Origin of the sequence: Chitinophaga varians (assembly GCF_014529945.1) — a bacterium.
GTDB classification, from domain to species: domain Bacteria; phylum Bacteroidota; class Bacteroidia; order Chitinophagales; family Chitinophagaceae; genus Chitinophaga; species Chitinophaga varians.
The window spans coordinates 697,919-711,161 of record NZ_JACVFB010000003.1 but is presented as its reverse complement, the minus strand read 5'-3'; the positions used below and the strand labels follow the sequence as shown (position 1 = coordinate 711,161).

Annotated in this window: 12 protein-coding genes; 9 read left to right on the top strand and 3 right to left on the bottom strand. The window is 49.5% G+C overall.

The annotated features are described in order from the left end of the window. Nucleotides 1-2 precede the first annotated feature (2 nt). Complete coding sequence (locus ICL55_RS17305) at nt 3-578, bottom strand: sigma-70 family RNA polymerase sigma factor (RefSeq protein WP_188099493.1); 576 nt, start codon at nt 576-578, stop codon at nt 3-5. Between the two features lie 133 nt (nt 579-711). On the opposite strand from ICL55_RS17305, the gene ICL55_RS17300 reads away from it, so the two are divergent. The 8 genes from ICL55_RS17300 (at nt 712) to ICL55_RS17270 (ending at nt 8,974) form a co-directional block, all read left to right on the top strand. Beyond that, on the top strand, nt 712-951 hold the full coding sequence (locus ICL55_RS17300; RefSeq protein WP_188099491.1) for a hypothetical protein: 240 nt from the start codon (nt 712-714) through the stop codon (nt 949-951). A 633-nt stretch (nt 952-1,584) separates the two neighbouring features. Continuing rightward, the gene (locus ICL55_RS17295; protein ID WP_188099490.1) at nt 1,585-2,409 is read left to right on the top strand and encodes a prephenate dehydratase; all 825 of its coding nucleotides are present in this window, start codon (nt 1,585-1,587) and stop codon (nt 2,407-2,409) included. A 22-nt stretch (nt 2,410-2,431) separates the two neighbouring features. Continuing rightward, nucleotides 2,432-3,595 (top strand): pyridoxal phosphate-dependent aminotransferase, encoded by a 1,164-nt coding sequence (locus tag ICL55_RS17290; protein ID WP_188099487.1) that lies wholly within the window; start codon nt 2,432-2,434, stop codon nt 3,593-3,595. Next, entirely contained in the window at nt 3,592-4,434 is an 843-nt protein-coding gene (locus ICL55_RS35095) for a prephenate dehydrogenase (protein ID WP_223151482.1), read from the top strand. Before ICL55_RS17290 ends, ICL55_RS35095 begins: the two co-directional genes overlap by 4 nt. Nucleotides 4,435-4,470: 36 nt before the next feature. After that, nucleotides 4,471-5,574, top strand: coding sequence for a chorismate mutase (locus tag ICL55_RS35090; protein ID WP_240976009.1), 1,104 nt, complete (start codon nt 4,471-4,473; stop codon nt 5,572-5,574). Nucleotides 5,575-5,606: 32 nt separating this feature from the next. Further along, nucleotides 5,607-6,632 carry a 3-dehydroquinate synthase gene (gene aroB / locus ICL55_RS17280; protein WP_188099485.1) on the top strand — a complete coding sequence of 342 codons (1,026 nt, stop codon included), beginning with the start codon at nt 5,607-5,609 and terminating at the stop codon, nt 6,630-6,632. Between the two features lie 38 nt (nt 6,633-6,670). Continuing rightward, complete coding sequence (gene aroA, locus ICL55_RS17275; RefSeq protein WP_188099483.1) at nt 6,671-7,939, top strand: 3-phosphoshikimate 1-carboxyvinyltransferase; 1,269 nt, start codon at nt 6,671-6,673, stop codon at nt 7,937-7,939. A gap of 36 nt (nt 7,940-7,975) precedes the next feature. Further along, the gene (locus tag ICL55_RS17270; protein WP_188099481.1) at nt 7,976-8,974 is read left to right on the top strand and encodes a chorismate synthase; all 999 of its coding nucleotides are present in this window, start codon (nt 7,976-7,978) and stop codon (nt 8,972-8,974) included. Between the two features lie 80 nt (nt 8,975-9,054). Here the strand turns inward: ICL55_RS17270 and bamJ are convergent, their stop codons facing one another. Beyond that, nucleotides 9,055-9,777, bottom strand: a complete 723-nt coding sequence (bamJ, locus tag ICL55_RS17265; RefSeq protein ID WP_188099479.1) for a BamJ family beta-barrel-assembly machinery protein — start codon at nt 9,775-9,777, stop codon at nt 9,055-9,057. A 162-nt stretch (nt 9,778-9,939) separates the two neighbouring features. Between bamJ and ICL55_RS17260 the strand changes: the two genes are divergently transcribed. Further along, nucleotides 9,940-11,118, top strand: a complete 1,179-nt coding sequence (locus ICL55_RS17260) for an acyloxyacyl hydrolase (RefSeq protein WP_188099477.1) — start codon at nt 9,940-9,942, stop codon at nt 11,116-11,118. 181 nt (nt 11,119-11,299) lie between these two features. On the opposite strand, the gene ICL55_RS17255 is transcribed toward ICL55_RS17260, so the two are convergent. After that, nucleotides 11,300-13,192, bottom strand: coding sequence for a CocE/NonD family hydrolase (locus ICL55_RS17255; protein WP_188099475.1), 1,893 nt, complete (start codon nt 13,190-13,192; stop codon nt 11,300-11,302). Between the last annotated feature and the right edge of the window lie 51 nt (nt 13,193-13,243).

Sequence of the window (13,243 nt, the reverse complement as noted above, 5' to 3'; positions counted from 1 at the left end):
GCTTATAAGGATGTATTATACTGATCAAAAAATAACTTCTTCAGGCGCATCAGACATTTATACTTCTGATTTTTAGCATTTTCGGCGTTGGTATAGCCGAATTTCTCCGCGATTTCCTGCATGGACTTCTTCTGTATATAATAATCTTCCAGAATGGTCTTACATGGTTCGCCAATGCTGCCCATCGCACTTTCCATAATACGGAACTGTTCGTCTTTGGTGCTGTGCTCGTCTACCACCTCGGCGGCCGGAATCGTCTCCTCCATTTCCGGGGGAATGGCATAAAGCCCATAAGTGCTTTGTACCTTTTTCAGCCAAATATGGCGGCAAACGGAATAAAGGAAAGTTTTTAGCCGGCTGGTCAGGTTGAAATTACCTTCGCAGGCCTTTTCATATAGAATGATGATCGCTTCCTGGAAAACATCTTTGGCGTCGTCTTCGCTGCCATTGTGTTGTAAAATCATGCGCAGCACGGCCGGAAAATTCTCTGAGTAGATGGTTTCCAATGACTTATCATCGCTCTTTGCCAATCCCAGCAATAATTCCCTGTCTCTTGTTATGTCTTGATGTTGCTTCACTCTTAATACGGTTATTAGGCATTTGGTAACCCAAAGTACCGAAAAAAAAATTTTTTAAAAGTTTGGGTTACCTTTTGGGTTACTCCGGTATAAAGGGTAAATCATTCAAAAAACACCTTAAATTATTTGTACGATGAAGAACGTAATTAAACTTGGTTTCCTGGCTCTGTCTTTCGGTCTGTTCGCTGTAGCTTGCGGCGGTGGTGAAAAACCTGCTACTGACTCTACTGCAACTAACGCTGGCGCTGTAATCGATTCAGCTGCTGCTAAAATTGATTCTGCTGCTGCTGGTGCTGCTGCTGTTGTTGACTCAGCTGCTGCAAAAGTTGACTCAGTTGCTGCTAAAGTTGACTCTGCTGCTGCTAAACACTAATTAGCAATATCTGATTAATTTTTATATGACCGCTATGGCTATGGCCATAGCGGTCTTTTTTTATACACAAATTCAATTTTTACTTCTTTGTTTTCCTGAAATTCGGTCAAATCCGGTCTTTGCTCCTTTGCTCTTTTTGCACCTTTGCGTGACGCTACTGTTCCTCTTTTTCTTCAATTTTAGATTAAATTCAAAAATCGACCCTTATTATTTAAAAAAATGTATTTTTTATATCAGACGCTTGGATAATTAAAATCGTGCCGTATTTTTGTAACACGTTCAAAAAGAGCATATGACTACACAAGCGACTTTCGGATTTTTTGGCTTCTATTATTTCTGGTACCAGGAATAGGGAGGTCGTTTGTAAGTAAAAACATAAAAGAAACTACAAAAAGCCTCCCGCGGAAACGGGAGGCTTTTTAATTATCAAAATACTCTATATGTCAAACCGTCACTTTAACACTTATTATTTTTATTACTTCTTTTTTGCGAAGAAGCAGGGGACTCGTTTGCAATAAAATACTTTACATACAGGTAAAATAAAGCAAAGGGTCCCGGAGACGGGGCCCTTCTTGTTTCAAATAGCTAGTTGCTACAGCAACTATAAAACAATAAACAATCAACTCCATACACATGAAAATTGCCATACAAGGGTTTGAAGGTGCTTTCCACCAGATCGCTGCTCAGAGTTTCTTCGGAAAACAAACCGATATTGAAGCCTGTGCTACCTTTTCCGAACTGGTACGTAAGGTAAAACAGGACCCCGCCGTAGATGCAGGTATCATGGCCATCGAAAATTCCATCGCCGGCAGTATCTTACCTAACTACAGCCTCCTCAAAAATTCCGGCCTGCATGTGACCGGCGAAGTTTACCTGCAGATCAATCAGCATCTGATGGTCCTGCCCGGTCAGCAACTGGAAGATATCCGCGAGGTACATTCCCACCCCATGGCTCTTTTGCAGTGTATCGACTTCCTCGAAAAACATCCGCACATCAAGCTGGTGGAAACAGAGGATACCGCACTCAGCGCTAAACACATCCGCCAGAAAAAACTGAAAAGCGTAGCGGCAATTGCCGGTAAACTGGCCGCTGAAATCTATGAGCTGGACATCATCGCACCAAACATTCAGACCAACAAAAACAACTATACCCGTTTCCTGGCGCTGTCCCGTACTGCTGTACCCGTAGCGCCGGACGCCAATAAAGCCTCCGTATATTTTCATACCAGCCACGATCGGGGTACCCTCGCCAAAGTGCTGACCAAAATAGCCGAGGCAGGTATCAACTTATCCAAGCTGCAGTCTTTTCCCATCCCGGCAAAAGAATGGAACTATTACTTCCATGCCGATATGGAGTTTGAAAATCCGGCACATTTCGAAAAAGCACTGGAAAAAATAGCGCCGCTCACCGAAAATCTCAAAGTGCTGGGCATCTACAGAAAAGGCAAAACACATTAATCAGTATTCAGAAATCAGGCATATGCAGATACAGGTTGCTAAAAGATTACAGGGAACAGAAGAGTACTATTTCTCTAAAAAACTGCGGGAAATAGACGAAATGAACCAAAACGGTCCAAAAGTCATTAATCTGGGTATCGGAAGCCCGGACCTGCCCCCGCATCCATCCGTGGTGGAGGCGCTCCATGAACAGGCTGCCCTTCCCAATACCCACGCATACCAGGGCTACAAAGGTATCCCGGCACTGCGTAAGGCTATGGCCGACTGGTATCAGCGTTATTACGGGGTGCAACTGAACCCGGACGCTGAAGTACTGCCACTCATCGGGTCCAAGGAAGGCATCATGCACATCTGCATGACCTACCTCCAGGCCGGCGACGAAGCACTGATCCCTAATCCGGGTTATCCTACCTACCGCTCCGCAGTAAACCTGAGCGGCGCCACCGTGGTGGACTACGATCTGGTGGCGGAAAACGGCTGGCTCCCTGATCTGGACGCACTGGCCAAAAAAGACCTGAGCCGGGTGAAAATCATGTGGGTGAATTATCCACATATGCCTACCGGCGCCAAAGTAAACAGGGAATTTGCGGCAAAGCTGATCGCTTTCGCGAAAGCGCACCATATCCTGATCTGCCACGACAACCCCTATAGCTTCATCCTCAATGAACAGCCTGAAAGCCTGTTACAGTTTGAAGGCGCACGGGACGTGGTACTGGAGCTCAACTCCCTCAGCAAGTCCTCCAATATGGCCGGCTGGCGCGTAGGTATGCTGGTGGGCAATGCAACATGGATCGCTGATGTGCTCCGCTTTAAAAGTAATATGGACTCCGGTATGTTCCAGCCGCTGCAGATGGCCGCTGTAAAAGCACTGCAACTGGGCCCTGAATGGTACGATGAGCTCAACAAAATATACCGCGGCCGCCGCGAAAAAGTATTCCAGCTGCTGGACCTGCTGCAATGCTCCTACGATAAAAACCAGGTAGGGATGTTCGTATGGGCAAGCATTCCGGATACTTACGATAACGGCTATACGCTCAGCGATGAGGTGCTGCAGAAAGCAAGGGTATTCATTACGCCCGGCGGTATTTTCGGAAGTAACGGTAACGGCTATGTCCGGGTAAGCCTCTGTCAGGATGAAAAGGTTTTCCAGGAAGCCATCGACCGTATAAAAACTGCGATAAAATGATTGTAACAATAATAGGAACAGGTTTGATCGGCGGCTCGCTGGCTATCACCCTCCGGGAAAAAGGAGTGGCGGATAAGATCATCGGCGTAGACCAGCACGAGGAGCACCTGCAACGGGCCAAAGAACTGAACATCATCGATGAAGGCATGCCGCTCGATGAGGCGCTGGAAAGCTCCGACCTGGTGATACTGGCCATCCCCGTAGATGCCGTATTACAGGTATTGCCCAAACTGATGGACAAGGTACGCGCCAATCAGGTGATCATGGACGTTGGTTCTACCAAACAAAAGATACTGCAACTCGTTGCCGGTCATCCCAATCGCGGTCGTTTTGTGGCGGCCCACCCGATGGCCGGCACCGAGTATTCCGGCCCCGATGCCGCTATACGCAACCTCTTCACCCACAAAACGATGGTGCTCTGCGATGTGAAAAACAGCGATGACGATGCCCTCGAAATGGTAGAAGATATGGTCGACAAACTGCAGATGCGCACCGTATATATGAACGGAGAAGAGCACGACCTGCACACCGCTTACGTGTCACACATCTCCCACATTACCTCTTTTGCGCTGGCGCTCACCGTACTCAAAAAAGAGAAAGAGTCCGGCCGCATCTTCGAACTGGCCAGCGGTGGTTTTGAATCTACCGTACGTCTCGCAAAAAGTTCACCGGACATGTGGGTGCCTATCTTCAAACACAACCGTGGCAACGTGCTCGATGTGCTCGATGAACACATTCACCAGCTGCAACAGATGAAATCACTGCTTGAAAACGAAGACTACGATGCCTTCTACAAGCTGATCCAGAAATCAAACAAAATCAGGAAAATCCTGAAGTAAACATAAATTCTAACAATCTACTTAACTTCAATACTTATGGTACAGACAATGGAAGAAATATTATCCAAAACCAAATTCTCAGATCCTTCATCTGATAAAAAGCCGTTGATCATCTCCGGCCCCTGCAGCGCTGAAACAGAAGAGCAGGTTTTAGCTACCGCGCTGGCATTACAAAAAACCGGTAAAGTAGACGTATTGCGCGCCGGTATCTGGAAACCCCGCACCCGTCCGGGCTCTTTCGAAGGCATCGGTACCAAAGGCCTGGCCTGGCTGCAGAAAGCCCGCGAACTGACCGGCCTGCCGCTGGCGGTGGAAGTAGCTACCGCTAAACAGGTAGAAGACGCGCTGCACTTTGGTGTGGATATCCTGTGGGTAGGAGCCCGAACCACAGTAAACCCCTTCTCTGTACAGGAAGTGGCAGATGCACTGAAAGGTGTGGACACCACTGTACTGATCAAAAACCCGATCAACCCGGACCTCGAGCTGTGGATCGGCGCTGTGGAAAGAATCCAGAAAGCAGGCATCAACAAAGTAGGCCTCATTCACCGCGGCTTCTCCAGCTACGGTAACACCCAATACCGCAATGCGCCCATGTGGCACCTCGCTATCGAGCTGAAACGCCGTATGCCTGAACTGCCCATGATCTGCGATCCCAGCCATATCTCCGGCCGCCGCGATATCCTGCAGGAAGTTTCCCAGGAAGCGATCGACCTCGACTACGATGGTCTGATGCTCGAAACACACGTAGATCCGGACAACGCCTGGAGCGATGCCAAACAACAGGTGACACCTGAAAAATTGGCTGAACTGCTGGACGGTATCGTGTGGAGAAGAGAGCACACCGATAAAAAAGATTTCAACACCGCCCTCGAAAAACTGCGTGCGCAGATCAATCAGGTGGACGATGAAATCATGCTGCTGCTCGGCAACCGCATGAAAATCGCGGAGAAGATCGGTATGTACAAAAAAGAAAATAACATCACCATCCTGCAAACCAACCGCTGGAATGAAATTCTGGAGCGCAATATCGCTAAAGGTGAGAAACTGGGCCTGACAAAAGAATTCATCCTGAAATACTTCGATGCGGTGCACCTGGAATCCATCAACCGCCAGAACAGGGTGATGAACGAAGAAAAATAACAGCATCATTTACTGATCGCTAAAATCAATGAATGAAAAAGCTAACCAATAATTTTCAGCAGCAGGCCACTACCTATCTGATGGGAGAAAGCCTGCTGCAGTTGGGAAACCATGTGGACCGGAACCGCGCCGTGATCGTGATCGATGAAAACGTGGAAAGGCTCCACGGTCATCATCTGCATGACTGGAAAAAGATCGTGGTACCTGCCGGGGAAGAAGAGAAAAACATGGCCACGGTGGAAAAAGTCATCGACGGACTGATTGCACATGAGGCCGACCGCAAAACGACCCTTATCGGTATCGGTGGCGGTATGATCACAGACGTGGCAGGTTTCGCCGCCAGCATCTACATGAGAGGCATCCCCTTCGGGTTTGTGCCTTCCACCTTACTGGCCCAGGTAGATGCGTCTATCGGTGGTAAGAATGGCGTCAGCCATGGAAAACACAAGAACCTGCTCGGCACGATTCGTCAGCCTGAATTCATCCTTTTCGATTATGCCCTGCCCCTGACCATGCCTGCAGAGGAGTGGCACAACGGCTTCGCAGAGATCATCAAATATGCCTGCATCATGGATGCCGAACTATTTGACTACCTGGAAGTCAACCGGGAAAAGGCGCTGGCACGGGATGTGGCGATGCTGGAATATCTGGTGGAAAAATCAGTGGCAGCCAAAACCAAAGTGGTGCTGGAAGATGAATTTGAGAACGGCCCACGCCGCTGGCTTAATTTCGGCCACACCCTGGGACATGCGGTAGAGAAACTGGAGCATATCGCACATGGTAAAGCGGTAGCCATCGGCATGGTGGCAGCGGCACGTTTCTCCGAACAACTGATGGGTTTCCCCAACGAACAAACCCTGCGCCTGATAAAGCTGATCACCGATTATCAGTTGCCGGTAGCGTTTAACTCCGACAAAGCAGCGGTGTTTGATATCTTCAAGCTGGACAAAAAACGGGAAAAAGACGCCATCCATTTTGTGCTGCTGGAGAAAATAGGAACGGCTACCACGATGCCTGTTCCTATCACAGACCTGCAACTGCTGCTGCAGGCGTTGTAATTATTTTCTAAACATCTAAAGGCGGACGACACATATATATGCAAGTTACTGTATCACCCGGCATCGTTAAAGGTACCGTTACGGCCAATCCTTCCAAAAGCGCCATGCAACGCGCGGTAGCCGCGGCGCTGCTGGCAAAGGGCACTACTATTATCCGTAATCCCGGCCTGAGCAACGATTGCCTGGCAGCACTCGAGGTAGCTGAAAACCTCGGTGCCAGAATCAAAAGGGGAGATGATCATTTTGAAATCACCAGCCATGGCGTAAAACCATTTTACGATGAAATCAACTGCGGAGAGTCAGGCCTCGGTATCCGTATGTTTACGCCTATCGCTGCGCTGGCTTCTATGCCGATCACTATCGTTGGGCACGGCAGCCTCACCACCCGCCCCATGCACTTTTTTGAAGAAGTGCTGCCACAGCTGGACGTGAAATGCTCCACCCAGGATGGTAAACTGCCCCTGCATATAGAGGGCCCGCTGCAACCGAAAGATATTACCATCGACGGCTCTCTCAGTTCCCAGTTCCTCACCGGCCTGCTGATGGCTTATGGCGCCGCGGCAGAAGACGTGACCATCACCGTGAAAGATCTTAAAAGCAAGCCTTATATCGCGTTAACCCTGCAATTGATGGAACACTTCGGGGTAAAGGTGGAGGAACAAAACTTTGAGCAGTTCCGCTTTGGCAAAAAACAGTCCTATAACGCTACCGAATATACGGTGGAAGGAGACTGGAGCGGCGCCGCTTTCCTGCTGGTAGCGGCTGCGGTAGCCGGTAAAGCTGAGGTGCAACACCTCAATACCGCTTCTGCACAGTCAGATAAAGCTATTCTGGAAGCCCTGGAAAAAGCAGGTACCCACATTCTGCCAGGGGTGTTTACAGTAAATATTCAGCAAAACGGGCTGAATGCCTTCGAAATAGATGCTACCGATTGTCCGGACCTGTTCCCGCCGCTCGTAGCGCTGGCAGCTAACTGCAACGGCACTACGAAAATTAAAGGGGTAAGCCGTCTGGCCCACAAAGAAAGTGACCGTGGCCTTACTTTACAGGAAGAATTCGGCAAAATGGGCATTCGCATAGACCTGGAGGGTGATATCATGCTCGTGCATGGCGGCACCGGTATCAAAGGCGCACATGTACATTCCCATAACGACCACCGTATTGCTATGGCCTGCGCAGTAGCAGCCCTCACAGCCGACGGTCCGGTGATTATCGAAAACGCAGAAGCAGTGAATAAGTCGTACCCTGAATTCTACGACCACCTGCAACTGCTGGGAGGTAAAGTAGCCGTAGCGGCCAATAGCTAGGCATCCCCTTTTTATTCAATTTTAAATCATCAGTGTGTGAACAGTTTTGGCAGATTATTCAGGGTGAATGTTTTCGGAGAATCCCACGGCGCCAGCGTTGGTGTGAACATCGACGGGGTACCGGCCGGCATTCCGCTTAAACAGGAAGATTTTTTACCCGACCTGGAACGCCGTAAAGGTGGCTCCAGAGGCACTACCCCCCGCAAGGAGGAAGACCTGCCCTTTATTAAGTCAGGCGTATTCAACGATCATACTACCGGCGCACCGGTAACCATCCTCTTTGAAAACAATAACACCCGCAGTACTGACTATGAAAAGCTGCGCGAGTTTCCACGGCCGGGTCATGCCGACTTTGTAGCCACGGAGAAATTCGGCGGCTTCGAAGACTACCGGGGCGGCGGCCACTTCAGTGGCCGGCTTACGCTCAACCTGGTAGCGGCTGGGGTGATCGCTAAAAAAATCCTCGGTGATACCATACAGGTAAAAGCCACCATCACGGAAGTAGGTGGTTATGCCAATCCGGAAGAGGGACTGGAAGCGGCCATCGCAGCAAAAGATTCTGTCGGCGGTATTGTGGAATGTGTGGTAGATGGACTGCCTATCGGTCTGGGGGAACCATTCTTTGACTCCCTGGAATCATCGCTGGCACATGCAGTATTTGCCATTCCGGCTGTAAAAGGGATCGAGTTTGGCGCCGGCTTCGCTGCCGCTAAGATGAAAGGACTGGAACACAACGATCCTATCCTCGATAAGACCGGTAAAACAGCGACCAACAACGCCGGTGGCGTGGTAGGCGGTATCAGCAACGGCAACCCGCTGGTATTCCGTATCGCGGTAAAACCTACGTCCAGCACGCCGAAAGAACAGCAGACGCTGAACATCGCCAGCGGACAGGTGGAAACTTTCAGCGTAAAGGGCCGTCACGACCTTTGCATCGCACTGCGTGTGCCGGTGGTACTGGAGGCAGTAACTGCCATGGTATTGGCTGATTTTATACTCCTGGAGCAAAGGCGTCCACGGGTATACAAACCGTAAGGAAGACTAAGTAGAGAAGCATAAAAAAAAGCATCCTGTTGTAAACAGGATGCTTTTTTTTATGTGCCATCAGGCTGTTCTTATTTTACGATGTCGAGCAGTTCCACATCAAATACCAGTGCCGCGCCCGGGCCGATTTTAGCACCCGCGCCACGGTCGCCATAGGCGAGGTCAGAAGGGATAAAGAGGCGCCATTTGGAGCCTACCGGCATCAGTTGCAGGGCTTCTGTCCAGCCTCTGATCACACCGCTCACCGGGAAGGAGATCGGCTCTCCTCTTTCCACAGAGCTATCGAATACAGTACCATCGATCAGGGTACCATGATAGTGTGTTTTTACTTTATCGTTGATAGTGGGTTTAGGCCCGTTGCCTTCTTTCAGGACCTGATACTGAAGACCGCTGGGGAGGGTTACCACGCCCGGCTTGGTTTTGTTTTCAGCCAGGAATTTGTCGCTGGCTTCGCGGTTTTTGGCAACTTTTTCCGCTTTCAGTTGCTGAAGATAGTTACTGATGCTCATCTCACTCTGTTCTTTAGATAATGTTAATGTTTTATTGGTCAGCATATCCTGTACGGCTTTGGCCAGCAGGGTAGTGTTGACATTACTTAATCCCTGTGCTTTCAGGTTCTCAGCGATATTAACGCCGATGCCGTAGCTCACGGAGTCTATCCTGTTTTTTAATAAACCAGGTTTTGCTGTGGCGGTATGGGAGGCCGGTTTCGCTTTGGGTGCCGGTTTAGCCTGGCTAAATCCCTGCATGGCCAACAGGCCAAGAACACCGGTGAAAATGTATTTTTTGTACATAAATTTGTGGTTGTCAATAACTTTGATTCAAATAAGGTTTTGCTAAAGTCCTCGCAAGTTAAGGAATTAACTTTTTACAAGCGATTTGCTCTGGTACAACAAAAGGGAGCCTTGCTTTGTTGGCCTAAAAATAAAACCGATATGTTAACCGTTCAGGCGTCTATGAGATGTAGTATTTTAACCATGGTAGCGGCGCTGTTAGCAGGCAGCCTGCAGGCACAGGATTCAACAGATTTATGGTCAAAGGCCAAAGCTAATCCCAATCTGGGCAGACAGAAATTTATAGAGCTGAAGCTGCATACGGGTAGCCACCTGTATAATGGCGACGAGATGTCCAAGATACTGGAACATGGGTATGAGTCGGTAGAAGTCAGAATGGGGTGGATGTCTACCGGCAAGCAGGAATGGCAGCGGGCCCTTAATTACCCAAGTTACGGCATCGGTTTCTATACCGGCAACATCGGCGATGCAACCGTTCTGGGTAACCCCAGCGGCATATACGGTTTCTTTTATGCGCCTTTTGCGCGCCGCAAGCGGCATCATTTCGAAGCCGGGCTGTCCCTGGGTTTCACCTACGATCTGAAGGGGTATAACAAGGACACCAACCCGCTCAATGACGCCATCAGTTCCAAAGTAGATGTATATTTTAATGTGGGGGTCAGCGGAATATGGCGGTTGTCTGAAGTATTCGATTTTGTATATGGATTGGACCTCACTCACTTTTCGAATGGCCGTACCCACACGCCCAACCTGGGCCTCAATATGCCTGGTATCCATGCTGGTTTGAGAGTGCATTACAATACGATCCGTAAGATTGTACAGCAGCAAATTGATCCTGCTTTTGTAGCCCGTATACGACCTGCCTATATCGACAGCCCGCTTTCCAAATTGAAACATAAGCAGGCCTGGAGCCTTTACGGCGCCTTCGGGGTGGTACAGCCGGATACCCGTTACGGAGTCAGAGCATCTTACGGCACTGCTTCTGCGGTATTGGACTGGAGCTACCTGTACAGCCATGTATGCAGCTTCGGCGCCGGCATAGATGGCTTCTACGACGGGTCCCTGGGGGTAGTTTACGCAGAGAAATACCAAAAAGTATCCACCTTCGATAAAATGGCGCTGGGCGCCCATATCGGCCATACCCTTCACTTGCAGCGTTTTGATATTGTTACGCAGGCAGGCACCTATCTGTGGCGCCGCGATAGCGAGAAAGGTAACTGGTTTCTGAGGATAGCGCTTCGGTATAACGTGAGTAAATACGGCTTCCTGCAGATCGGCCTCAAAACACAGAATGGCGCCGCGGCAGACTGGATTGAATGGGGCGGCGGCGGAAGGCTATAGGTCGCAAAAGCGTCACGCAAAGGCGCAAAGCAGCAAAGACGCAAAGATGATATAAGCGAGGTAAGAAAGCAAAGGAGCGGAGATCACATTTGATCTCCGCTCCTTTGCTTTCTTATTATTCTTATCAATCCTTTGCGTCTTTGCTGCTTTGCGCCTTTGCGTGACGCTTTTGCGAGAACACTCACTGCGCTATCGGCAGCAATACCTTAGATGCATGGGCAGCATCATGATAGATCCTGATATCCGCTTTTTTGAAATCTTTATCAGTGGCTTTGTAGATGTCCATGAACTGCTGCGGATTGCGATCGGCCAGCGGGAACCAGCTGCTTTGTATCTGAATCATGATACGGTGGCCTTTCTGGAAGGTGTGTGCTACGTCCGGCAGGGTGAACTTCACCGGTGTAGGTTGGCCCGGAACAAAGGCTTCCGGTTTTTCAAAGCTGTTGCGGAATTTGCCGCGCATGATCTCACCACGTACCAGCATCTGGTAACCTCCCATTGGGTAGGTGGAAGATGGCACACGGCGGTGTTCTGAAGAAGCATCCTCTTCGTATTTGAAATCATTTGGGAACACGTCTATCAGCTTTACCACGAAGTCAGCATCGGTACCGGTGGTGCTGGCCACGAGATCAGCGATAACAGGACCGGCAAGGGTAATGTCTTTGTCCAGTACTTCAGATTCAAACACCACTACATCGGGTCTGCGGGAAGCAAAACGCTGGTCATCGGTCATGTAGTTGATGGTGCGGTTGAAGTGTATATCTTCTGTATAAGGCACCGGTTTGGCCGGATCGCTGATGTACTCGCTGAAACTATTGGCGGCGGTAGGCTGTGTGAACGCCAGTTTACCGTCAGGTTGCAGGTAAACGGGTTGTTCCTTCATATCAGCCGGAGGCCATTGTGGCAGCCTTTTCCACTCGTTTTTGCCGGTGAAGAAGATGGTGGCTTCAGCGATATCTGGTGCCTGGCCTTTGCCTTTCAGGTAATAGTTGAAGAAAGGGACCTCAATGTTGTTGGCATAATACTCGGAAGTGTTACTACCAAAGCGGACGTTGCCCAGGTGGGTACCGTCAGTAAATGCCCACTGGCCATGATACCACGGGCCCATCACAATACGGTTGTTGGTATTGGGACTTTCGGATTCAATGGTTTTATAGGTATTCCAGGCGCCGAAGCAGTCCTCTGCATCAAATACACCGCCTACTTCCAGCATCACCGGTTTTACGTTTTTCAGGAAGTTGCGTACGTTACGCGCTTTCCAGTAGTCGTCATAAGTAGGATGGGCGTACATTTCATGCCAGAAAGCCACACTGTCGCCGATGATCTTGGAGAAATTAGGCAGTGCGCCGGTTTCGAGATAGAATTTGTAGTTGTCGCGGGTATAGTATTCGATGCCTTTAGGCCCGACAGTAGTGGGCTTCGGGTGCGGGTGATCAAATACGGTATAGAAAGAAAATGCATCTGTGAGCATGAAAGCGCCGTTATGATGGAAGTCGTCGCCCATGAACCAGTCTGTTACCGGCGCCTGAGGGCTCACGGCTTTCAATGCAGGGTGACCACTCAGGGCGCCCATGGTGGAGTAAAAACCGGGATAGGAGATACCAAAGATACCCACGCTGCCGTTGTTGCCGGCGAGGTTTTTTACCAGCCAGTCGATGGTGTCATAGGTGTCGCTGGCCTCATCGATATCATTTTTCCCTTTTTTATTAGGGTTAAACGGACGTACGTTCACAAACTTGCCTTCACTCATCCACGTGCCTCTTACATCCTGGACCACCATGATGTAACCTTCCAGCAGGTATTGTTTATAGTGGTTTTTGTACAGCGGGCGAAAGTTGCTTTCGCCGTAAGGTGCGCAGGAATAAGGAGTGCGCGTCATCAGAATAGGATGTTTCTCCGACTGGTCTTTAGGAAGATAGATGGAGGTAAACAGTTTTACCCCGTCCCGCATCGGGATATACACTTCTTTTTTGGTGTAATGGGTATACATCCAGAGGGAATCCTGGTTAACAGCTTTGGTAACTACAGGAAAGACGAACAGCGCGGCGCAGGCCAGCAGCAGCCATTTTCTCATAAACGGTTTGTTTTAGACGGGGGCTAAAGTAGCAAAAAGTAAGGTAATATG

Excerpts from the sequence above, each read along its gene's own strand:
- ICL55_RS17300 (WP_188099491.1), top strand. The coding sequence starts at position 712 with ATGAAGAACGTAATTAAACTTGGTTTCCTGGCTCTGTCTTTCGGTCTG.
- ICL55_RS17295 (WP_188099490.1), top strand. The coding sequence starts at position 1,585 with ATGAAAATTGCCATACAAGGGTTTGAAGGTGCTTTCCACCAGATCGCT.
- ICL55_RS17290 (WP_188099487.1), top strand. The coding sequence starts at position 2,432 with ATGCAGATACAGGTTGCTAAAAGATTACAGGGAACAGAAGAGTACTAT.
- ICL55_RS35095 (WP_223151482.1), top strand. The coding sequence starts at position 3,592 with ATGATTGTAACAATAATAGGAACAGGTTTGATCGGCGGCTCGCTGGCT.
- ICL55_RS35090 (WP_240976009.1), top strand. The coding sequence starts at position 4,471 with ATGGTACAGACAATGGAAGAAATATTATCCAAAACCAAATTCTCAGAT.
- aroB (WP_188099485.1), top strand. The coding sequence starts at position 5,607 with ATGAAAAAGCTAACCAATAATTTTCAGCAGCAGGCCACTACCTATCTG.
- aroA (WP_188099483.1), top strand. The coding sequence starts at position 6,671 with ATGCAAGTTACTGTATCACCCGGCATCGTTAAAGGTACCGTTACGGCC.
- bamJ (WP_188099479.1), bottom strand. The coding sequence starts at position 9,777 with ATGTACAAAAAATACATTTTCACCGGTGTTCTTGGCCTGTTGGCCATG.
- ICL55_RS17260 (WP_188099477.1), top strand. The coding sequence starts at position 9,940 with ATGAGATGTAGTATTTTAACCATGGTAGCGGCGCTGTTAGCAGGCAGC.
- ICL55_RS17255 (WP_188099475.1), bottom strand. The coding sequence starts at position 13,192 with ATGAGAAAATGGCTGCTGCTGGCCTGCGCCGCGCTGTTCGTCTTTCCT.